The following is a 23,682-nucleotide window of genomic DNA, read 5'->3' as shown; positions in this document are numbered from 1 at the left end:
TCGCGCAAGTCTTGAATTTAGAAAATGCTAAAATTATTTTTTGGAAACGGCACTATTATTGTGTGGTCAGCAACGACAGTCCCGTAACGGCAAGTTCCGCTCCGGCTTATCTGGAAGTCAAGCGGCTGGTGGCCTGGTATTCCTTTGAGAACAATCTGGATGATTCGGTCGGCGGCTATCACGGAACGGCGGTTAAACTGCCGGTAACGTATGAAGCCGGTGTGCAGGGACAATGCATTTCGCTGAATGGTGTTGACGAAGCGGTTGAGATTCCGCGAACCATCCAGAACGGCATGACGATTGCCATGTGGATTAAGACGACATCCACAGCAGGTGTGGGCAACGGCTGGTTTGACGGGCAAGGTTTGGTGGACGGTGAAGTTACCGGTTGGAATCACAATGATTTCGGCACCACACTGCGCGGCAGTGTGTTCAGTTTCGGAATCGGCGATATCAGCGGGGCTCAAACGACCATTCAGTCCACGAAAGTTGTGAATGACGGTCAGTGGCATTACTGTGTGGCAACGCGCGATGCCCAGACTGGTCAGATGTGCGTGTATGTGGACGGGGTTCTGCAGGCGACCGGCACCGGTCCGCTGGGCACCAAGGACGAACCGCAGGTTCTGCGAATCGGGTCGCTGCAGACGAATCTGAACTTCTTTGCCGGTCAGATTGATGAAGTCAAATTGTACAATTATCCGCTGTCGGAAATGGAGATAGCGGCGATTTACAATCTGGCGACCGGCCAGTCGGTCTGCGTCACCTCCGCTCGTCCGGATGCCAAGTATGACCTGAACGGCGACTGCATTGTGAACCTCGGAGACTTGGCTCAGATTGCCGCTCAGTGGCTCAACTGCGGTCTGTATCCGGATTGTTTGTAAGGAACGTCTTTCGGTAAGGCGGATCCAGTTGGCGATAGGGGAAGCGGATGGAGAGAAATCTCCATCCGCTTCTTCAAAAAAAATAGCAGAAATGTTTTCATGAAGATGGGGGGTATTCAGGTCTGTTTTCGTCTCACCGGGCGAAAAATCTGAAAAAGCAATGCGGTCCCTCTGTCGGCAGGCGGGTGAAATCAGGAGAAAAGTATGGATCAAGTCAGCAGTCGGAAAATCCTGTGGACAGCAATGGTTTTGATGGGGTTGGTTTTTTCAGCGGGGCTGCAGGGGGCAGTATCCTACACCAATCCGATTATCTCGGAAATCGGTCCGGCGGACCCGGCGGTTCTTTATTACAACGGAATCTATTATTTGTATCCGACGGGGGATAATGTCAGTTATCATGTTTATACTTCATATGATTTGGTTCATTGGAGCAAGGGGCCGAAGGTTTTTGTGCCCGGCGGGGTGAATGTCTGGGCGCCCGATGTGTTTTACAATCAGGCCGATGGAAAGTTTTATCTGTATTATACGCAGGATTTCAAAATAGGGGTGGCGATGGCAGACAAGCCTACAGGGCCGTTTGTGAATCAGGGCATTTTGCTGAACGGCTTTATTGACGCCCATCTGTTTCAGGATGATGACGGCAGTCTTTATCTGTATTTCAGCGATGTCGGGCATATTTATGTGCAGCGGATGTCCAGTCCGACGCAGCTGATGGGCACGCGGCAGATGATTCTCGAGCCGTCGCAGTCGTGGGAGATGCGCTGGGGTTCGGTGACGGAAGGGCCCTGGATGCTCAAACACAACGGAATGTATTATCTGGTTTATTCTGGCAGCGGGGCGGATTCACCCTATTATGCGGTCGGATATGCGACGGCGGCGAATCCAATGGGGCCGTTTACGAAATATGCGGGCAACCCGATTGTTGCCGGCGGGAATGGGGTTTACGGCCCGGGGCATGGGGCAATCGTGAAGGATGCCCGGGGCAATCTGTGGCATATTTATCATCAGAAAACGGATACGGAAATCAGCTGGAATCGTTTTATTTGTCTGGACCCGATGTGGTTTGACGGACAGGGGGTTCTGCACGGGATTGCTACGCGGGGGGTGCCGCAGCCGGCACCGGCTGTTGAGGAGAATGCGGGAGCGGCGGCGTATTGGCGGTTTGAGGACGGTCAAGCTGGCAGTGCTGTCGTTCATACAGCCTCCGACGGGGTGTATGCTCCGGATATTTTGGATGTGACAGGGCGAGGAAATCATTTGAGTGTGTGGCAGACAGGCGGGGGCGGCGGGTATGCCTATCGTTCGGAGGTCGGCGTAACCCCGATTCCGCAGACCGGGGCTGTGAATACGCTGAGTGTGAAGAATACCGGCGGCGGACCGGCGATGTGGTGTTCGGCGGATGAGCTGCAGGCAATGACACCGGCGGCGTTTACGGTCGAAGCGATTTTTAAGCTGGAGAACGGCGGGTATCGGACGATTGTGGGCCGGGACAGCTACGGAACGAACACAGGTACGCCGGCCTTGTCGGCGCTGTATTTCCAGGCGGCGCCGAACAATCGTCTGGCCGTTAAGTTTTGCGATGTATCGGGGTACTGGCATCAGGCGGTTTCAGCGACGAATGTTTTTACCAGTTTTGATTATCCGACAAATCCGGACGGGGTGGGGGTTCCGTGGTATGCCATGGCCGCAGTCAGCGACGGACAAACGCTTTCGCTGTATCTGATGGAGCTGGGGGTTGATACGGCCTACAGACTGATTGCGCAGACCAACATTGCCGCCAGCGGCAGCCCGAATACCTCCCTGACAGCTGGCGCCGGTGACGGCGCGGATTGGGACGCGGGGGATTGGTCCGTAGGACGAGGGCTGTATAACGGCGGACATACGGACCGGGCCTACGGCTATATCGATGAGGTGCGAATCAGTCAGGCGGCTTTGTCGCCGGAGGATTTTCTGTGCAGCCGCCGCGGCATGCCCGGCGTGATGGCCTATTGGCGGTTTGAAGAAGGCCCGGCGGATGCACGGGTCCCGCACGGCGGACTGGCCAACGGTGCATTTTATCCGGCGGTGCTGGATGCATCCGGCAACGGCAATCATTTATCCTGCTGGTCGGATACATTTGCCGGGCATTGGTATCGAACGGATGTGCCTGCCTCGACGGTTCCGCAGAGTCAGGAGGCCAACCAGTTCAGTCTTCAGAATGAGGATGCGTTTCCGGGGTTGTTTACCTCCTCGACGGGGCGGTCGGATGTTCTGCTGGATTTGGAAACGTGGGAGCCGTTTGCCTTTACGATCGAGGCCTCTTTCAAACCGACCGGCAGCAGCGGCTATCGGACGATTGTCGGCCGAGACGGGAGGAATGTGGCGACGATAAACGGTTCTTTGGCGGCCCTGTATTTTCAGCTTCTTCCGACGGATGCCGTCGCGATTAAATTTGCGGATGTTTCGGGGTACTGGCACGAGGCGGTTTCGGCGCCGGGGCTGATTCGTTATGACGGCCGGTGGTACCATATGGCGGCGGTCTGCGACGGGCAGCGGCTGCGGCTGTATTTGAATGATGCCGCAGAGCAGATGGGCTATCAGCTCCTCGCCGAAACGAATCTGGCTGCTTCCGGCAGCCCGGATACGCGGCTGGTAGCGGATGATTCAGTCGGGGCGGACTGGCACGGCGGCGGCTGGTCGGTGGCGCGAGGGTTGTACAACGGAGTACATACCGACCGGTTTTACGGACTGATTGATGAAGTCCGCATCAGCAGCCGAGCACTGGATGTTTCAGAACTTCTTTTCTATGAAGTCAAATATGCCGGCATTATTGCAGAGCCGGCGGACTTAACAATTCCTGAAAACGGCGGGCAGGGGCCATTGTTCTTCTCTCTGAAAAATCCGCCTGCAGGAACTGTGACGGTGCATCTGGCTGAACAGCAGCAGCGGGGGCAAGTGCTTCTGGACAAGACTTCCCTGACCTTTACGCTGCTGGACTGGAATGTGCCGCAGGCGGTGCTGATTACGGCGGTGGATGACAATGAACTGGAAAATGACCGACAGGAGATTGCTCTTTCGGTGACGGTCGAAAGTGCCGAAGACCCGGACTATAACGGACTGGAGGTCGAGCCGGTGATTGTAACGGTTCTGGATGATGAGTGCGGTGCGTGGGGATATGCCTTGTCCGATTTCACGCTGGATTGTGTGATTGATATGGAAGATTTGGTGTATCTGGCGGAGGAATGGCTTATCTGCACGCTTCCCGGACAGGATGCCTGTGTTAATCGGAGCGGACGATAAATTCGCCGAATGAAAAACAGATGGGAAAGGATTTAGCCATGAGGAAATGTTCAGGAGTATGGGCGGCAGCGGTTTTTCTTCTGATTCTTTTGGGAACGACGGGCTATGCCTGGACACTCAAGCAGGCCCCGCTGATGACTCCGTGGGCGCAGCAGGTTGAACCCTCGGCCGTTTTGCCGGAGTATCCGCGTCCGCAGTTGGTTCGTTCGGACTGGCTGAACCTCAACGGGCTCTGGCAGTATCAGCCGGGCAATGCGGGGGACCCCGTGCCGACAGGACAAAATCTCTCCGGCGAGATTCTGGTTCCCTTTCCGGTGGAATCGGCGATTTCCGGTGTGATGGAGCATCATGAGCGTCTGTGGTATCGTCGGACTTTCACCGTGCCGTCGGCCTGGCAGGGACGCCGGATTCTGCTGCATTTCGGAGCGGTGGACTGGGAGGCGGAGGTGTTCGTGAATGGTACGTCGGTCGGGATTCATCGCGGCGGGTATGACCCCTTCTTTTTCGATATTACTCCGCATCTGACATCCGGCGGCCCGCAGGAACTGATTGCGCGGGTGTATGACCCGACCAACAGCCAGGCGATTGCCTGCGGCAAGCAGGATTTGAACCCGAACGGCATCTGGTACACGGCCGTAACGGGCATCTGGCAGACGGTCTGGCTGGAACCGGTGCCCGAAGTATCGATTGAGCGCATCAAGATTGTGCCGGATGTCGACAATCAGCTGGTGCGGGTGAAGGCATTTGTCCGCGGTTCTGCGCAGGGGTTGACGGTGGAAGCCGTTGCCTATCAGGGAACCGAGAAAGCCGGTCAGGTGAGCGGAGCGGCGGGGGAAGACCTGAAACTGCGGCTGCGGAACGTTCGGCTCTGGTCGCCGGAAGACCCGTATCTGTATGATTTGAAAGTGCGGATTAAACAGGGGTCTCAGGTGCTCGATGAGGTGCAGAGTTATTTTGGAATGCGCAAAGTCGGCATCGGGAAGGTCAACGGCGTCCAGCGGCTTCTGCTGAACGGCAAATTTGTCTTCCAGATCGGCCCCCTGGACCAGGGCTGGTGGCCGGACGGGCTCTATACGGCTCCGACGGACGAGGCGCTGAAGTGGGATTTGGATATGATTAAGGCGTTCGGCTTCAATATGGTCCGCAAGCATGTGAAGATTGAACCGGCCCGCTGGTACTACTGGGCGGACAAACTGGGGCTGCTGGTCTGGCAGGATATGCCCAGCATGCGGAGTGTCCCGTCCGGCGACCTGCGCACTCAATTTGAGTGGGAGCTGGAGCAGATGGTTGAGAAGCTGGGCAATCATCCTTCCATCATTATGTGGGTGATCTTTAATGAAGGATGGGGCCAGTATGATACGGTGCGTCTGACGCAGAAGGTCATGGCGCAGGACCCGTCTCGCCTGGTTTCGAATGCCAGCGGCTGGGTAGACCATCCGGTCGGACATATCATTGATACGCACAGCTACCCGGCCCCCGGCGGGCTGGCGCCGACGGAAACCCGAGCCAGTGTCTGCGGAGAATACGGCGGCATCGGCATGCGGGTGGAGGGACATATGTGGAATCCCAATTCATGGGGCTACACGATGGTCAACACGGGCCAGGAGCTGGCACAGCTGTATGATGCGTATATCCAGCAGCTGGCCGGTCTGCGGGATGAACTGGGTCTCAGTGCCGGTGTTTATACCCAGATTACGGATGTGGAAGTGGAAATCAACGGTCTGATTACCTATGACCGAAAAGTCATCAAGGCCGATGTGGGGGCGATTCGTCAGTCGAATGCCATGAACCGTTCGTTTGAAAGCGTGGTTCCGACGTCGGAAAAAACGGCTCAGACCTGGCGCTATACAACCAGTCAGCCGAGTTCCGGCTGGATGAATGAAGGATTCAATGATGCCGGCTGGTCGGAAGGCCCCGGAGGATTCGGGACGACGGGTACGCCGGGTGCCGTGGTGGGAACGGAATGGAATACGTCGGACATCTGGATTCGGCGTACATTTACTCTGCCGTCGCTGACGTCGGAGCAGATGAATCGTCTGGTGCTTCGAATTCATCACGATGAAGATGCCGAGGTGTATCTGAACGGCGTTTTGGCGGCCGCGGTTCCCAATTATACGACCAGTTATGTCTATCTTCCGATAACCGAGGCGGCTCGTGCAGCCCTGCGGGCGGGCCAATCCAATTTGATTGCTGTGCATTGCCGTCAGACTGCCGGCGGACAATTTATCGATGTCGGCCTGGCCCTCGAGACCGTGCAGACGTCCGATGCCTGCGGACAGTGGGGGTATCCCTATGCGGACCTGAATCAGGACTGCCGTGTGGATTTCGGGGATTTGGCGATGCTGGCCTCGGAATGGTCCGGGATGCTGTAAGTGTTTTGTGCTGCAAAACGTATGAGAATTTGGCTGAAAAACGACAAGGTAACGATGGAGATGAGAATGATTCGAACGAGTACAGCAGGACGGAAAGGAATCGGTTTCTGGGTTATTTCGGCGGTTTGTCTGCATGGGCTGTTTGCCTCTGCGTGGGGGCTGCCGGCCTCCTCTCTGGTGCGTCCGCCTTCGGTGCCGCTGGTGGTTTGCGACCCGTATTTCAGCATCTGGTCGGCTTCGGATACGCTCTATGGGGATGTCACACGGCACTGGACCGGACGGCCTCATCCGCTTACATCGCTGGTGCGGATTGACGGGACGACGTATCGCTTGATGGGCAAAGAGCCAGCGGAGCTTCCGGTGCTCAGGCAGACAGGCCTTTCGGTGCTGCCGACTCGAACGATTTATACCTTTGAAGGGGCCGGTGTTCGGCTCCAGATGGAGTTTCTGCAGGCGGCCCTGCCGGATAATATTGACCTGATGAGTCGGCCGGTGGTGTATCTGACATGGCGCTGCTCTGCATTAGACGGGATGAATCACGCGGTCAGCGTGTATCTGGATGCCGGGATGGAACTGGCGGTTAACGAGCCGTCGCAGGAGGTTGTTTGGGAGACGCCTTCGATCGAGGGCCTGAAGGTCTTAAAAGCCGGTACGAGACAGCAGAACGTCCTTGGACGCAAAGGCGATGATGTGCGGATTGACTGGGGGTATTTCTATCTGGCGGCATCGGATAAGCAGCCGGTGCAGACCGTCATTGCCAAGGCGGAGGACTGCCGCAGGGAGTTTACGGACAAGGGAGTGCTGCCGACCCAGATGGACCGGCAGATGCCGCGGGCCGTTCGCGACAATGCACCGGTGATGGCGATGCAGTTTGATTTGGGCAAGGTCGGCGGAGACGGCAAAACCTGTCGGGCTATTCTGGCCTATGATGATATTGAATCGATTCTGTATTTCGGCAAGCGGCTGCAGGCCTACTGGAAACGGAACGGCAAGACCATTCAGACTCTCCTCGTCGAGTCGGACAAGCAGTATGAGTCTCTTGAACAGGCGTGTGAGCGGTTTGATGCAGAACTGATGGAGGATTTGTACAAGGCGGGCGGCGCCGACTATGTCGCCATCGGCTGTCTGGCGTATCGGCAGGCGCTCGGGGCTAATAAAATTGCGGCCGACACAAACGGCATGCCCCTGATGTTCAGCAAGGAGAACTTCAGCAACGGCTGTATGGGAACGGTGGATGTCTTTTATCCGTTTGCCCCGCAGGTGCTTTTGCTGAATCCGACGCTCGCAAAGGCGTCGTTTGTGCCGATTCTCGAATACGGACGCAGCGAGCGATGGAAATTCCCGTTTGCACCGCATGACATCGGAACCTATCCGCACGCGATGGGGCAGGTGTACGGAGGGGGCGAGCATTCGGAAGAGAACCAGATGCCCGTAGAGGAATGCGGCAATATGCTGCTTTTGGTGGCGGCGGTGGTCGAGGCCGAAGGGGATATCGAGTTTGCCCGCCGCTACTGGGACATCTTGACCCGCTGGGCGGAATATCTGAAGGCAAAAGGACTGGACCCCGAAAATCAGCTGTGCACTGATGATTTCGCAGGGCATTTGGCACACAATGTTAATCTGTCAATGAAGGCGATTACAGCGCTGGGGGCCTATGCGAAGATGGCGGAGATGATGGGACAGAAAGAGACAGCGGCCGTCTATCGCAAAACGGCGGAAGAGTATGCCAAACAGTGGATGCAGATGGCTGACGACGGGGACCACTACCGGCTGGCGTTTGACAAGCCGGGCACCTGGAGCCAGAAGTACAATCTGGTCTGGGACCGGCTGCTGAAACTGAATCTGTTTCCTTCGTCGGTGGCGGAAAAGGAGATGGCGTTCTATCGGAAGGTTCAGAAGCCCTACGGGCTGCCGCTGGATAACCGCAGCGACTATACGAAGCTGGACTGGATTGTCTGGACGGCATGTCTGACAGGCAAAGAGGAGGATTTTAAAGCCCTGATTGCACCGATTGTGCGGTTTCTGAACGAGACGCCGGACCGGGTGCCGATGACGGACTGGTACTGGACGCACAACGCCAGACATCAGGGATTTCAGGCCCGGCCCGTTGTCGGCGGGGTCTTTATTCGCCTGATGGACAATCCGGAGGTTTGGAAAAAATGGGTCTCTCGTGCTGAACGTGTGCAGGGAACCTGGGCCCCGCTGCCGAAGCCGCCGGTGATTACAGAAGTGGTTCCGACCTCGCGGGACAGTGCCCAAATCTGGTTCTATACCTTTGAGAAGCCGTCGGAAAACTGGATGCAGGTGCGGTTTGATGCGGCCTCGGCGGGCTGGAAGCGCGGGCCCGGCGGGTTTGGAACACGCGGCACGCCCGGCAGCCGGGTGCGGACCGTGTGGAACACGCCGGCCATCTGGCTGCGGCGGACCTTTTCGCTGGACAAAGAGATTCGTCCGGACTTGGGCCTGCTGATTCATCACGATGAGGATGCTGACGTGTATATCAACGGTGTCCTGGCGGCTAAACTGGAAGGGTACTCTACTGATTATCAAATCATTCCCCTTTCTCCGGAGGCACGGGCGGCGCTAAGGCCGGGCAGCAATGTGTTGGCGATTGCCTGCCGACAGACCGGCGGAGGCCAATATATCGATGCCGGGTTTGCCTATGTGACGGAACAGGAATAAAAACAGCGGACGGCCGGCGCAAAAGACGATAGGAGATTTTAAAAACGGCACAAAGGACGGCCGGCATTTTCCTATTCTCCGAAGCGGCACTCTTCCATAGACGGACATCTGTTTCAGGACCCGTTCAAAGGCCTCTCTGCCGTCACGAGGGAAAATGACGGTACAAATTCCGCTTTCTCAGGACGGTTGATAAAAGGATGCGGACAGCAAGACAAAGGATGAATTTATGACAATCCAGAGGTGTTTTTTAGTAATTTCCCTATGGGCGGGACTAGCGGCCGCAGATTCCATTACGGTTGTCGAGCGTCCGGATGCTGCCTCGGTGAATCCGCATTATGTCAGCAGCCGAGCGCCTCTGAAGCCGGTTTATTTTCTGGAGCTGCCGGTCGGGTCGATTGAGCCGAAGGGCTGGCTGAGAGAATATCTCAAGAGGCAGCGGGACGGAATGACAGGGAATCTGGAGGAAATCAGCGCCTGGCTGCAGAAAGAAGACAATGCCTGGCTGAGTGCGGACGGCAGGGGCAAATGGGGCTGGGAGGAAGTGCCGTATTGGCTGCGGGGCTATCAGGATTTGGCATATCTGCTGAATGAGCCGGCGATGATAGCAGAGACGAAGTTTTGGATGGAAGGGGTGCTCCGCAGTCAGCGTCCGGATGGGGATTTCGGGCCGGATATGCGTCTGGAGGACGGCTCGCGGGACTACTGGGGCAATATGGTGATGCTGTATTGTCTTCAGTCGTATTATGACTGGAGCGGCGATAAGCGTGTTTTGGACTTGATGCGGCGGTATTTCGCCTATCAGTTGACTGTGCCGGAGGAAAAGTTTCTGACGGGCTACTGGCAGCGGATGCGCGGCGGAGACAATTTGTACAGCGTGCTGTGGCTGTACAATCATACGGGCGACAAGCCGCTGCTCGATTTGGCGGAAAAGATTCACCGGCGGACGGCCGACTGGCGAATGGAAGGCGACCTGCCCAACTGGCACAATGTAAATATCGCCCAGGGTTTTCGGGAGCCGGCGGTTTATTTTCTTCTGAGCGGCAATTCCCGCGATTTGGAGTTTGCCTACAAAAACTTTTGGCAGGTGCGGAAGCGTTTCGGACAGGTGCCCGGAGGGATGTTCGGCGGGGATGAAAACTGCCGGGTTGGATTTGACGACCCGCGGCAGTGCATTGAGACCTGCGGCATTGTCGAACAGATGTTTTCCGACCAAATGATGATGCGCATCTCCGGAGACCCATTCTGGGCGGACCACTGCGAGGAGGTTGCGCTGAATACGTATCCGGCGGCGGTGATGCCGGATTTTCGGGCCTTGCGGTACCTGACGGCGCCGAATCAGCCGGTCAGCAGCGGGGCGGACCACCATCCGGGTCTGGACAACAAGGGACCGTTTCTGCTGATGAATCCGTTCAGCCACCGGTGCTGTCAGCATAACCATTCCCACGGCTGGCCGAATTATGCCAAGTCGCTCTGGTGGGCGACCCCGGACAGCGGGCTTTGTGCAGCGCTGTACGCGGCCTGCCGCGTCAAGGCCAAAGTCGGCAAAGGAGTTCAGGTCATCCTCGACGAGGAAACGAACTATCCGTTTGAGGAACAGGTGCGGCTGACGGTGCGGCTGTCTGAGCCGACGGTTTTCCCGCTGTATCTGCGGGTGCCTTCATGGTGTTCAAAGGCCTCTGTGCAGCTCAACGGACAGCATGTGTCGATAGAACCGAAGTCGGGCCGATACATTCGGTTGGAGCGCACCTGGCGGGACGGAGACCGGGTGGTGCTGAATCTGCCGATGGAGCTGCGGGTGCAGCGGTGGACGGCCAACCACAGCAGTGCAAGCGTTTCCTATGGGCCGCTGACGTTCTCACTGAAGATTCAGGAACTGTATGTGCGGGCGGACAGCACAAAGACTGCCGTATGGGATTCCAAGTGGCGGGCGGATGTCCGGAAGGAGCAATGGCCTTCTTATGAAATTTACCCGGCGTCGTCGTGGAATTATGGCCTGGTGCTGAAGGGGACTCGGCCGGAGGACGGATTTGAACTCATTCGAAAGTCCTGGCCGGCTGATAATTTTCCATTTACGCATGAGGCGGTGCCGCTGGAGTTGAAAACAACGGCAAAGAAAATTGTCAGCTGGACGCTGGATCAATACGGTCTGTGCAGTCCGCTGCAGGACAGCCCGGTTCGGTCCGATGAGCCGGTCGAGACGGTGACCCTGATTCCGATGGGGGCGGCGCGGCTGCGGATATCCGCTTTTCCGGTGATTGGAGAAGGCGCGGACGCGAAAGAATGGAACCTCCAGACATTTCCTCGGCCGCCGCTGGCTTCTGTAACGGCTTCCTATCTGCACGATGAAATATCGGCTTTATGCGACGGCCTTGAGCCGAGCCGTTCCGCAGACCATTCTATTCCGCGATTTACCTGGTGGGATCGAAAGGGGACGACGGAATGGGTGCAGGTCTGGTTTGAAAGGCCGCAAACGTTGTCGAAATCTGAAGTCTATTGGTTTGATGATACAGGCATCGGGCAGTGCCGAGTGCCGGCATCGTGGCGTCTGCTGGTTCTGGAAGGGACAGCGTGGAAGCCGGTGAACATTTCAGGGAACTATCCGGTTGTCAAGGACGGCTGGAGCCGTGCAGCGTTTGAGCCCATTCAGACGCAGGCGGTTCGGCTGGAAGTGCAGCTGCAGGACGGCTTTTCCGGAGGCATTCTCGAGTGGAAGGTGCAGTAGAATACAAAACCTTCTGGATGGGTTGGGGGCTGTGCTTTCTTGTTGGGCTTGCAGGCCCGGGCGTAAGGCCGTATGCCCGCGGAGAAAACCTGCCGCCCGGCAAGGTATTCCAGACATGGGGACGGGAGACACTGGAGACAATCGAGCGAGACCATCGACTGCCGGGCGGCGGGTATTCGGAGGACCAAAGCCGCACGGCACCAGCCTATGCCTGGGGACATTCCATCCTGCTGCTGGCGTATGCGCAGGCGGCAAAAGTGGATGCCGTTTTTTGCCAAAAGACGGAGGAGCTGATCGGCTTTCTGCAGTCGTATTGGGTGCAGGAAAACGGCATCGGCGGATACGACTGTCTGCCGGAAGGGCGAAAGAAGATCGAGCGGTATTATGATGACAATGCCTGGATTGCGATGGGGCTGCTGGATGCCTATGAGGCCTGCGGAAAGAAAGACTTTCTGTTGCAGGCGAGGAAAACCATTGAGTTTTGCCTGAGCGGCGAAGCGCCGCAGGGCGGCATCTGGTGGCGCCAGGAGCCGGTTTCCCCCGGACGCGGACGAAATACCTGTTCGACGGCGCCGACGGCCTTTGCCTGTCTGCGCTATTGCGAACTGACGAAAGACATGGGCTTTCTAAAAACGGCACAGCGGCTTTTGGACTGGCTGGAAAACACGCTTCAGGATGAGGATGGGCTGTTTTTCGACCACATTCGGCAGGATGGGCGGCTCGGCCGGAGAAAATGGACCTACAACTCCGCCATGCCGATTCGCTGCTGGCTCCTTTTGTATCAGCTGACCGGGCGCGAAGAGTATCTGCAGAAGGCCCGGCGGACGGCGCTGGCTGCCCGAGAACGCTGGATGGATGAAAAAACAGGGGCCCTGCACTGTGAAGCGATGTTTGCCTTTACCCTGATTGAGGCATGGCTGGAATTGTGGCAGGTTTCCGGTCAGGAAGAGTGGCGGCAGGCGGCCCGAAAAGGGATGGAGTATGTTCATCAGCAGGTGAGGGACAAGGAAGGACGCTATTCGAAACGATGGGACCGGCCGAATCCGGAACCGATTCAGGAATGGAAACTGCTGTATCCGTCGGCGGCGGCCCGAGCATATTGGGCCCTGGCGGCGGCTTACGGAAACAAGGAAACCAACCAATCAATACGGGAGTGAAGATGAAGACGGGATGGAAGATGTGGCGGAACGGAGTCGGGATTGCGGTATTGGCTGCTCTGCAGGCTGTTTGCGGAGCGGCAAAACAGAAGACGGCGGAACCCGTTGATTATGTCAATCCGCTGGTGGGAACGGATTCGTGGTTTGGTTTTTCGACAGGCAATACGTATCCAGCGGTCGGGCTGCCGCGGGGACTGAATTTCTGGACGCCGCAGACAGGCAAGATGGGCGACGGGTGGATTTATCAGCATGATGCACACAAGATTTGCGGATTTCGTCAGACGCATCAGCCCAGCCCGTGGATTAATGACTACGGAGCGTTTGCGCTGATGCCGCTGGAGGGCCAGCTGGTATTTGATGGAGAGAAGCGGGCCAGCTGGTTTTCGCACAAGACGGAGGTCTCCAAACCGTACTATTACAAGGTGTATCTGGCGGATCCTGATACGACGGCGGAGATGACGGTGACGCAGCGGGCGGCTCAATTCCGGTTTTGGTTTCCCGATTCAGAGGCTTCCTATGTGATTGTGGACGGTTTTCACAAGGGCTCGTGGGTGAAGGCTGTTCCGGCGGAGCGAAAGATTGTCGGATACTGCCGCAATCACAACGGCGGCGTGCCCGACAATTTTGCCAATTATTTTGTGGTGGTTTTTGACCGTGATTTCGAGGAGGTGATTGTCTGGAATGAAGGGCAGATTCGCGAAGGGGCTCTGGAACACAAGGGCGAGCATGTGATGGCGGCGGTTCGGTTGAAGACCCGCCGCAATGAGCCGGTTTGCCTCAAGGCGGCCTCGTCTTTTATCAGTTTGGAGCAGGCGGAATTGAATTTGAAGCGGGAGGTTGCAAGCGACACCTTTGACCAGACCTGCCGGAAGGCGCGGGCTGTCTGGAATGAACACCTCGGACGCATGGAGGTTCGCGGCGGAACGAAAGAGCAGTATCAGAATTTCTATACGGCAATGTACCGCACCCTGCTGTTTCCGCGGGATTTTACAGAGGTGGATGCACAGGGGCAGGTCGTGCATTACAGCCCCTATAACGGCAAAGTGCTGCCGGGGCCGATGTACACGGACAACGGCTTCTGGGATACCTTCCGCGCGGCCTTCCCGCTGACGACGATTTTGTATCCGGAGGAAAATGCGCGGATGATGGAGGGCCTGGCCAATACCTACCGGGAAAGCGGATGGCTGCCGGAATGGGCCAGCCCGGGACATCGGGACTGTATGATTGGCTCGCATTCGGCGGCGATTATTGCTGATTCATACCTGAAGGGAATCCGGGGGTATGACATCCAGACCCTGTATGAGGCGATTTTGAAGAATACGGAGAATGCCGGACCGCTTGGGTCAGTGGGGCGGATGGGTGTATCGTATTACAACGAGCTGGGCTACATCCCGTCCGATGTCGGCATCCGGGAAAGTGCTGCACGGACACTTGAGTACAGTTATGATGACTTTACCATCTGGAAGCTGGCGCAGGCCCTGGGCCGTCCGCAGGAGGAAATCGAGCGGTTCCGCAGGCGGGCTCAGTATTATCGAAATCTGTTTGATTCCTCCACGAATTTTATGCGGGGCCGCAACAAAGACGGCACCTGGGCCAGCCCGTTCATTCCGGAGAAATGGGGCGGCGATTTTACCGAGGGCTGTGCGTGGCATTATACCTGGTCGGTGTTTCATGACCCGCAGGGGCTGATTGACCTGATGGGCGGGCGGGAGGCGTTTGTTGCCAAAATGGATGCGGTTTTTACTACGCCGCCCAAGTATGACTACTCTTATTACGGCTTCCCGATTCACGAGATTATTGAGATGGCGGTGATGAATTTCGGTCAGTATGCCCACGGCAACCAGCCGATTCAGCATATGATTTATCTGTATGCCTATGCCGGGCAGCCCTGGAAGACCCAGAAATGGGTGCGGGAGGTGATGGAGCGGCTCTACCATCCGACGCCGGACGGCCTGTGCGGGGATGAGGACAACGGGCAGACCTCCGCATGGTATGTGTTCTCGGCCCTCGGGTTTTACCCGGTCTGCCCGGGGACGGGCGAGTATGTGCTGGGTTCACCGCTGTTTGAAGAAGCGGTGATTCGATTGTCAAATGGTAAAAAGTTTATCATTGCGGCCCGGGGGAACTCTCCGGAAAATCGGTACATTCAGTCGGCCAGACTGAACGGGCGAACCATCACCCGGACTTATTTAAAACATCAGGAGTTGATGAAGGGAGGTCGGCTGGACCTGAAGATGGGACCTGTCCCCAATGAAAAATGGGGCAGCGGACCGAACGATGCACCGTATTCGATGTCGCGAGAACAATAAAGCCGGATTTTCACATTGAAAGAAACTAAATCATCAATATTGGAACGGAAAAAGAGGAGTATATGAAGAACAAAACCGGAGCGATTTTGCTGGCGTTTTTTGTGATGGGGGTCGCCGATGCAATGGGGCCGTTCTCGGAGGCCGTGCGTCAGAATTATCAGCTGAGCAATGTGATGGCAACGCTGCTGTCGTTTTTTGTGTTTATCGCTTTTGCGGTGTTCAGCGTGCCGGGCGGGGTTCTGGCGGCCAAAATCGGCAAGAAGAATCTGCTGCTGCTGGGGCTTGGGCTGAATGCGGCGGCGATGCTGATCCCCTGTCTGTTTGAGCCGGGGTTTGCGTTTCTGCTGGGGTGTATTTTTGTGCTGGGCATCGGCACAACCCTGCTGCAGGTGGCGGGCAATCCCATTCTGCGGGATGTCGGTGCCGAGGGCAAGTACAGCCGGAATCTGAGTCTGGCGCAGGGATTCAAGGGGGTCGGCAGTACCATCTCATCCTATCTGGTGACGGCGGCGGCCGGATTCTTTCTGCTGGAGCGTCTGGGCTGGCGGGCGGTCTTCCCGATATTCTTTATCCTGATGCTGATTACCTTCATTTGGGCGGCGATGCTGAAGGTTGAGGAAAGCAAGGCGGATGTGCCGCCGAGCATCGGTTCCAGTTTGGCCCTGCTGGGCAAACCGTTCGTTGCCTTTGCCGTATTTGGGATTTTCCTGTATGTGGGGGCGGAGGTGTGTATGGGGCGGTTTTTAATGCCTCTGATGAAAGGGATGGGTGTGGCGGAGAGTACGGCCTCGAAGTTCGGGCCGGCGTTTTTCTTCCTGATGCTCACAGCCGGGCGGCTTTTGGGACCGGTGGTGCTCCATTGGATTACGCCGCGGATGTTTTTCGTAATTTCAGCGGTCCTGGGGCTTGCCGGAGCGGCGATTTTGATGTTCGGCAATGCCATGCTGGCGCCGCTCGGTGTTCTGTCGGCTGGTTTGGGCTATGCGAATATCTGGCCGATGCTGTTTTCGATTACGGTCGAAAAAGACCCTAAACACAGCAGTGAATTGAGCGGTCTGATGTGTATGGCGATTGCAGGCGGGGCGGTCGTGCCGCTCTTGATGGGCAAGTTTGTGGACAGCGGCTGGGGACAGAACGCCTTTTTGGTTCCCGCGGTCTGTTTTGTGTATTTGCTGGTCCTGTCGCTGTGGAAAGAAGCCAAAAAAGAGGCGGTTTGTGCTTAATCCTTGCGTTTAGGAGAAAGGGAAATGGAGAATTGGAAGAAGGACCCGAGGACGGTTTTGACGCTCGATGCGGGCGGGACAAACTTTGTCTTTTCGGCGATGCAGGGTTTTGAGGAGATTGTCGAGCCGGTTCGTCTGCCGGCCTATGCGAATGACCTCGCCAAAAGTCTGGAAACGATGGTCAGCGGCTTTCGGCAGGTGAGCAGCCGACTGAAAACAAAGCCGGCGGCTATCAGTTTTGCCTTTCCCGGACCCGCGGATTATCCGAACGGAATTATCGATAATGTCGGGAATCTGCCGGCGTATGCGGGCGGTGTGGCACTCAAGGACTTTCTCGAAGAGACCTTTGGGATTCCGGTTTTTATCAATAACGACGGCGATTTGTTTGCGTATGGAGAGGCCATTGCCGGTTTCCTGCCGAAGGTGAATCGGATGCTCGAGGAGGCCGGCTCTCCGAAACGCTATTCGAAACTGTTCGGCGTGACGCTGGGAACAGGATTCGGAGGCGGGATTGTGGCGGACGGCCGGCTGTATGTCGGGGACAACTCTGCGGCCGGCGAAATCTGGATTGTCCGCCAGAAACGGCATCCGAACAGTTTTGCAGAGGAAGGGGTGAGCATCCGTGCGGTACGGGGTTCCTATGCCCGGCTGGCGGGGATTCCGTTTGACCAGGCCCCCAGCCCCAAGGAGATTTATGAAATCGGGATAGGACAGCGGGAAGGGAATCGAGCGGCGGCCGTCGGGGCCTATGCAGAACTGGGCGAAGTCCTCGGCGACGCGCTGGCGAATGCCATTACGCTGCTGGATGGATTGATTGTTATCGGAGGCGGGCTGTCGGCGGCGTATCCACTGTTTATTAACGCAGTCCTGGCGGAAATGAACGGGCAGCTGGAAAGCTACAGCGGCAAGAAGTTTAACCGGCTGGTCCAGCGGTGTTTTGATTTGGAAAGTGAGGAGGGACGCCGGGCCTTTCTGGCCGGGCAGGTAAAAGAAATTACCGTTCCCGGCTCTCGGCGGACGGTTTGCTATGATTCGATGAAGCGGATAGGGCTCGGACGGGCAGTGATGGAAACCAGCCGAGCCGTATCGGTGGGGGCGTACGCCTTTGCGTTGAGTCAGCTGGACAAATAATTCCACGATTCAGGAAAGGAACTGAAGATGATTCGGCTGGAAGCCGTAAGCAGATTGATTCAATGGACGGCCTTGCTGGGATGGATGGCGGGCGGGGTTTCGCATGCGGCTGAACAATATGTTTCCCGCCGTCCGCCCCTGGAAAAGCGAACCTTTGTGAGCGAGGCGGTGGAGGAGACGATTCGTCAGGTCAAACCGCAGATTCGCGACCCCAAACTGGCCTGGATGTTTGAGAATTGTTTTCCGAACACTCTCGATACAACCGTGGATTTTGAAATCATCGATGGAAAACCTGACACCTTCATTATTACGGGCGATATTGATGCGATGTGGCTGCGGGATTCGACCTGTCAGGTCTGGCCCTATATGCCGCTGATTCAGAAAGATGCCAAGCTGCGTCAGCTGATTGCCGGACTGATCCGTCGGCAGACGAAATGTGTTCTGCTGGACCCCTATGCGAATGCGTTTTACAAGGATATGAATCGTCCCTCTCACTGGGCGTCGGACCGTCCGGCTCCGGGCCCGGGGATTCATGAACGCAAATGGGAGGTGGATTCGCTGTGCTATGTGATTCGGCTGGCGCATGAATATTGGCGGCAAACGGGAGATATGTCCTGTTTTGATGCCGACTGGGACCGGGCGATGCGGCTGATTGTCTCCACTTTTAAAACGGAGCAGCGAAAGGATGGACAAAGCCCATACCGGTTCATCCGGGTTACGTCCCGAATGACCGATGCGCCGGTCTTTGACGGGACGGGCCAGCCGATGCGTCCGGTGGGAATGATTGCCTCGATGTTCCGTCCTTCGGATGACGCAACAGTTCTGCCGTTTCTGATTCCGTCGAATCTGTTTGCGGTCCAGTCGCTTCGTCAGGTTGCGGAGATTTACGAAAAAGGGCGAATGGATAAGGCGTTTGCGCGGGAGTGCAGGCAGCTGGCCGACGAAGTGGAAAAGGCCGTTTTGAAATGGGGAACGGCCAAACATCTGCAGTTCGGGACGATTTATGCCTATGAGGCGGACGGATTCGGCAATGTCCTGTTTATGGATGATTCGAATGTGCCCAGTCTGCTGTCGCTGCCGTATCTGGGCATCTGCCGTCCGAAAGACCCGCTGTATCAGCGGACGCGAAAGTTTCTTTTGAGTGAGTGGAATCCCTGGTATCTGAAAGGCAAAGCCGCCGAAGGGGCCGGCAGCCCGCATACCGGCAAGACGCATATCTGGCCGATGGGCATCATTCTGCGCGGGCTGACCAGTCAGGACCCGCAGGAGATTCGGATGTGTCTGCATCTGCTAAAAACCACGGATGCCGATACGGGATTTATGCATGAGGCCTTCCACAAAGACAATCCAAACGATTTCACCCGTCATTGGTTCGCCTGGGCCAATACGCTCTTCGGCGAACTGATTCTGAAGGTGTATCACGAATATCCGGACCTGCTGAAACTGGAAGAGATTTGAGGAATTGACTATGACCCTATCTGTTTTGGCTGTCGTCCTCGGACTGGGCGTCAGCACGTCGGGAGCTGTGTCTCCAGAAAAGGCATCCATCCAACGAAGCCCCCTGTATGGACCGGTTCAGCCGCTTCAGGCGGGACAATCTATCTATGTTTTTGTCAGGAAATCGGATACGCCGGACAGTCAGTTTGTTGCCGTGCAGACCCTGCAGGGGATAGCCGCTCGAACGAGCGGACCCCGGATTTGGATTGATTTGGGCGACCCGACCTTTCCGGAATATCTGGCGGCCGAGCATCAGATTGTATTTGACCGGACCTATGCAGAAGATTTTGCAGGGCTCATTGCAGCCCTGAAGTCCTGCACGAGCGGGCGGTATGTGTTGTATGATTTGCGTGATCGGCCTTCACTGAGTGCGGCAACAACGATGGCAGGGCTTCTGGACGCGCCGGCGGCGGATGTCGGTCTCCGGGAGATTTTTGAAAGGGCCGGCTATTCGATGGCGGCGGATGTGCGGGGAAAAGACTGCCGATGGGTGTATGAGAATTATGAGAAGCAGATTAACCCGGAGGCGATTATCATTCACACCCATACCCGCCGGCAGCATCCGAGTGCGGCCTTTCTGAGGGACTGGGGACCGGCGCTGCGGGCATTGGACTGGTGGTATCCGGATAAGGAGCTTTCACAGAAAGTCTATCAGAAAATGGCTGTCTGCTCACCGGTGTACGGCTGGCAGTCCCCGACTTCCTCGGATGAAGGAGTTTCAATTCAGCAGCATTCCGAGGCCGGTTTTTTCCAAATTCCCTCGGACTGGATGGTGAATCTGTCGGTTCACGCCTCGCTGGGGCCGGTGATGAGGGAGCGGCGGTTTGTCCAGAAAGCCGAACGGAAAGAGCCCATGCGGCAGGAAGGGGTTCATACCGTTACCTTCATTCTGAGTGATATGGACAACATTCTGACGGAAATCGGTACGCATTCCTTCTTCTCGAACCGCCGGTTTTACCGAAATCCTCATCGGGGACAATTTCCGATGGGCTGGGGAATGGCCCCGGCCTTGGTCGAGTTGTCTCCCGGCGGCCTGGAGATGTGGTATGAGAAGGCGACGGAAAAGGATGCCTTTGTTGCGTACTGCGGGCTGGGGTATTTTTATCCGAGTCATTTTCCGGCAATGAAAGAACATGCTGAACGGCTGAAAGGATATCTGGAACGAGCGGACCTGCGGACGCTTCTGCTGATTGACCGGCTGGAGCCCGCCAAACGGCTGACGGAGGATTATGCCCGTATCATCGAGCCCTTTGCCCAAATCGACTGCCTGCGGGGATTTTTCTATCTGGAGTATATGGCGTACGCTCATTCGCAAGGGCGGATTTTCTGGGTCGGCGAAAAACCCATTGTGACGGCTCGTTTCGATTTCCGTGATGAAAAGTTTTATCCGCATGTGCGGTCAAGCCCGAAAGAGCTGGCTGCTGCACTGAATGCCATGCCGAAAAATCCAGACAGTCCGGATGGGTACAGTTTTGTAACAGTTCACGCCTGGAGCCGCGGGTTGGATGAAGTCTATGAGACCGTCCGCCTTCTGGAACCCACCGTACGAGTTGTCGGGCCGGAAGAGTTTATTGAGCTGATTCGGCTGAATCTGGGGTCGAAGTGAGCAGCTCGGCCTGCGGTTTGGCCGAGAATCGCCAGGACAGAAAACTGATGTACAGCAGCATCAGGTGAGCGGCCGTTTCGAGCACTTCCTCCAGCCCGACGTGCAGTTCATATTCGAGGGGGAGATGGAGAACGCGAAATCCTCGGCGTGCTGTGAATTGGGAAAGACCATACGTAAGAAAAGCCGTGAGAAGCCAGACCTTCATAGGGAGCCACTGATGAAGGATTTTCAGGGCTTCTTTCCATTTCCATGCCAAAGCAGCCAAAATAATTAAGGCAATATAGATGCCTGTACTGGTGCCGCTGAAGTGCCATTCGCGGAGAAAGAAGGCCCCCGACAGGGCGGTTAACAGGATAAAGAGCGGATGGCGTTCCCGACAGGTTCTGGCAAAATAAACAAAGAAAGCCGCAGCCAGAATCGGCAGTGCCAGAATTTCGTGAGTCCTTTTCTCATAGAAGGCCGTCCAGCCGGCAAAATAAGCCAGATAAACCGACAGAAAAACAGCCAAAGGCAGTCCGAGCGGCAGTCGGGAAGCCCACGTTGTTTTCGGTGAAATAGAAATGTTTTGGTTTAGGGTCTTCCGTCCCATAGATACATTAGTTGAGGAGTGGTCCATTGGTGAAGAGTTTTCGTGTCGAATTTGAATGAAGTTTTTCCCTGTGCGGCCAGCAGGTCCCAGAAGGCAAACCGCTCTTTGTATTCAATGACGCGGGAACCCTGAATTCCGGCCAATTGTTCCGTGACGGCGACGGCATCGTGCAGGTAGCCGATTTGATCAATCAGCCGCTTCTGGAGGGCTTCCGGTGCAGGATAGATGCTGCCGTCGGCCAGACGCCGTACCTCTTCGGGAGTTAAGACATCCCGTCGGCCTTCGCAGACGACTTCGAGAAACCGCTCAAAGGCGGGCTGAATCAGTTTTTCCTTCAGGTAGGCGGTTTGTTCTTCCGTCGTTCGATGGAAAAGACTGGGCCAGTCTTTCTTTTCGCCGCTTTTGACAACCACCGGATTGATGCCGAGTTTTTGCTCCAGCAGGTCCTGAATCACCAGATGGCTCAGAATCACGCCGATAGAGCCGGTGATGACGGTTGGTTCAGCGACTATCTTGTCACAGGCGACTGCGGAGTAATACCCGCCGGAGGCCGCCACAGACTGCATAAAAGCAACGGCAGGTTTGCCGGTCCGTTCCCGAAAGCGTTTGATTTCATTGTAAATCTGGTCGCTGGAGGAAACATACCCGCCCGGGCTGATGATTCGGACAATAATCCCCCGAATAGAGGTGTCATTGGCGGCCTGTTCAAGCTGTTTGCGGACCTGTTCACTGGCGGTCTCGTCAATTATATCTTTGAGATTAAGGACAGCCAGAGTTTGGTGTCGGGGGCCCTCAATGAGGACGGATTCTTCAAATTGCCGCTCGACCCCTCGAAAAGCCGTAGAGGAAAGGAGTGCTGCCATTCCCCCTAAAGCCGCCAAAAGGAGCAGATTGGTCAGGATGGAGAGGACCAGCACAATTCCCCAGAAGATTTTCCAGACGATTCCTTTTTTGCGCGGAGGAGGCGGAGGCGAAGGGGGAGGGGGAGACTGCAGGGGAATTGCCGTCGGGATTGGGGCCGACGCCGACGGTTCTACCGGTTTATAATTATTAAAATCCATATCAAACCCTTCCGAAATTATTTTTTATTAGAGAATTGTAAGAATCCAATAATGGACAGTCAAGGAACTATTCTTGACAATTCCAGTCCTGTTGAAATAATAGAATTTTCTTATTTTTGGGTCAGGAATCAAAAAAACGTGCTGCAGCGAAAGAAAAAAAAGAAAAAGGAACGGAATCCGATTCTGGACTGGCTGGGATATGCGGCCGTTCGGGTTCTCTTTTTTGTTTTGGGCTTCTTTCCGATTGAATGGAATCTGCGGCTGGCGTGTTTTTTAGGGCGTTTGCTCTGGAAATACTATCCCCGCGGACGGATGAGGGCCCTGGAGAATCTTCAGGCGGCATATCCGGAAAAAGACCTCCGCTGGCATGAGGAGGTGGGACGGCGTTCGTTTGAGCATCTGGTGATGCTCGTGATGGATGTGTTCTTTACGCCCCGGCTGGTTGTCAAGGAGCGCTGGCCTGATTATGCCCGGCTGATTAACATCGAGCGTGTGAAATGGATGATGCACGAAAAAAAAGGACTCCTGATGGCTACCGGGCATTACGGCAACTTTGAAATTATCGGGTATATGCTCGGGCAGTGGGGGTTTAATGTGTACAGCATCGCTCGGCCTCTGGATAATCCCTACATCAACCGCTACCTGTACGGCATTCGTCAGCGTCATGGGCAGAAGATTATCGACAAGTTTGGGGCCTCCGAGCAGATGGAGCAGCTGGTCAAAGAAGGGGCGACGCTGTGTTTTATTGCCGACCAGGACGCCGGGCGCAAAGGCATTTTTGTGGATTTCTTCGGACGCAAGGCCAGCTCTTACAAGAGCATTCCCCTGCTGGCGATTCATTACAACCTGCCGCTGGTGATTGGGGGCAGCCGCCGGGTGGGAAACCGCTTTTTCTTTGAGATGGAATGCAGTCGGATTATTTGGCCGCAGGAATGGCAGAATAAGCAGGACCCGCTGGGCTGGCTGGCTCAGGAATACACACGAGCCCTGGAGGAGTTTATCCGAAAGGACCCAACGCAATACTGGTGGATTCACCGTCGCTGGAAGACGCGTCCGAAGGAGGAGCTCTCGGCGGCCGGCTCGTCTGAATCAAACCAAAAGGAGTAACCAAATCATCAATTGACAGATTCCCTGCGGCGGTCTATGATTCCGAAATAGACACAAGAGGTCTTT

General features: G+C 56.0%; 14 protein-coding genes. 12 read left to right on the top strand and 2 right to left on the bottom strand.

The window, feature by feature from the left end; all coding sequences use genetic code 11:
* The 11 genes from WHS88_07940 to WHS88_07890 form a co-directional block, all read left to right on the top strand.
* A partial coding sequence (locus WHS88_07940; protein MEJ5260103.1) for a LamG domain-containing protein occupies positions 1–881 on the top strand: 881 nt, incomplete at its 5' end.
* A gap of 204 nt (positions 882–1,085) precedes the next feature.
* The gene (locus tag WHS88_07935; protein ID MEJ5260102.1) at positions 1,086–4,160 is read left to right on the top strand and encodes a family 43 glycosylhydrolase; all 3,075 of its coding nucleotides are present in this window, start codon (positions 1,086–1,088) and stop codon (positions 4,158–4,160) included.
* A 38-nt stretch (positions 4,161–4,198) separates the two neighbouring features.
* On the top strand, positions 4,199–6,532 hold the full coding sequence (locus WHS88_07930; GenBank protein ID MEJ5260101.1) for a sugar-binding domain-containing protein: 2,334 nt from the start codon (positions 4,199–4,201) through the stop codon (positions 6,530–6,532).
* A gap of 66 nt (positions 6,533–6,598) precedes the next feature.
* Entirely contained in the window at positions 6,599–9,214 is a 2,616-nt protein-coding gene (locus WHS88_07925; GenBank protein ID MEJ5260100.1) for a DUF4965 domain-containing protein, read from the top strand.
* Positions 9,215–9,440: 226 nt separating this feature from the next.
* Positions 9,441–11,936 (top strand): beta-L-arabinofuranosidase domain-containing protein, encoded by a 2,496-nt coding sequence (locus tag WHS88_07920; protein ID MEJ5260099.1) that lies wholly within the window; start codon positions 9,441–9,443, stop codon positions 11,934–11,936.
* Entirely contained in the window at positions 11,921–13,093 is a 1,173-nt protein-coding gene (locus tag WHS88_07915) for a glycoside hydrolase family 76 protein (GenBank protein ID MEJ5260098.1), read from the top strand. Before WHS88_07920 ends, WHS88_07915 begins: the two co-directional genes overlap by 16 nt.
* A 2-nt stretch (positions 13,094–13,095) precedes the next feature.
* Positions 13,096–15,402 carry a GH92 family glycosyl hydrolase gene (locus WHS88_07910; GenBank protein ID MEJ5260097.1) on the top strand — a complete coding sequence of 769 codons (2,307 nt, stop codon included), beginning with the start codon at positions 13,096–13,098 and terminating at the stop codon, positions 15,400–15,402.
* A gap of 62 nt (positions 15,403–15,464) precedes the next feature.
* Positions 15,465–16,625 carry an MFS transporter gene (locus WHS88_07905; GenBank protein MEJ5260096.1) on the top strand — a complete coding sequence of 387 codons (1,161 nt, stop codon included), beginning with the start codon at positions 15,465–15,467 and terminating at the stop codon, positions 16,623–16,625.
* Positions 16,626–16,649: 24 nt separating this feature from the next.
* Entirely contained in the window at positions 16,650–17,756 is a 1,107-nt protein-coding gene (locus WHS88_07900; protein ID MEJ5260095.1) for an ROK family protein, read from the top strand.
* A gap of 27 nt (positions 17,757–17,783) precedes the next feature.
* Positions 17,784–19,214 carry a glycoside hydrolase family 125 protein gene (locus WHS88_07895; protein MEJ5260094.1) on the top strand — a complete coding sequence of 477 codons (1,431 nt, stop codon included), beginning with the start codon at positions 17,784–17,786 and terminating at the stop codon, positions 19,212–19,214.
* A 10-nt stretch (positions 19,215–19,224) separates the two neighbouring features.
* Positions 19,225–20,859: a hypothetical protein gene (locus WHS88_07890; protein ID MEJ5260093.1), complete on the top strand. Its 1,635-nt coding sequence runs from the start codon at positions 19,225–19,227 to the stop codon at positions 20,857–20,859.
* On the opposite strand, the gene WHS88_07885 is transcribed toward WHS88_07890, so the two are convergent.
* On the bottom strand, positions 20,822–21,367 hold the full coding sequence (locus WHS88_07885; protein MEJ5260092.1) for a hypothetical protein: 546 nt from the start codon (positions 21,365–21,367) through the stop codon (positions 20,822–20,824). The genes WHS88_07890 and WHS88_07885 overlap by 38 nt on opposite strands.
* A gap of 62 nt (positions 21,368–21,429) precedes the next feature.
* Positions 21,430–22,509, bottom strand: coding sequence for a signal peptide peptidase SppA (gene sppA / locus WHS88_07880; GenBank protein ID MEJ5260091.1), 1,080 nt, complete (start codon positions 22,507–22,509; stop codon positions 21,430–21,432).
* Positions 22,510–22,647: 138 nt separating this feature from the next.
* Between sppA and WHS88_07875 the strand changes: the two genes are divergently transcribed.
* Complete coding sequence (locus WHS88_07875; GenBank protein ID MEJ5260090.1) at positions 22,648–23,616, top strand: hypothetical protein; 969 nt, start codon at positions 22,648–22,650, stop codon at positions 23,614–23,616.
* Positions 23,617–23,682: the final 66 nt, after the last annotated feature.

The organism is Anaerohalosphaeraceae bacterium, assembly GCA_037479115.1.
In the GTDB taxonomy this organism is placed as follows: domain Bacteria; phylum Planctomycetota; class Phycisphaerae; order Sedimentisphaerales; family Anaerohalosphaeraceae; genus JAHDQI01.
This window is presented reverse-complemented; position numbering and strand designations above follow the sequence as displayed.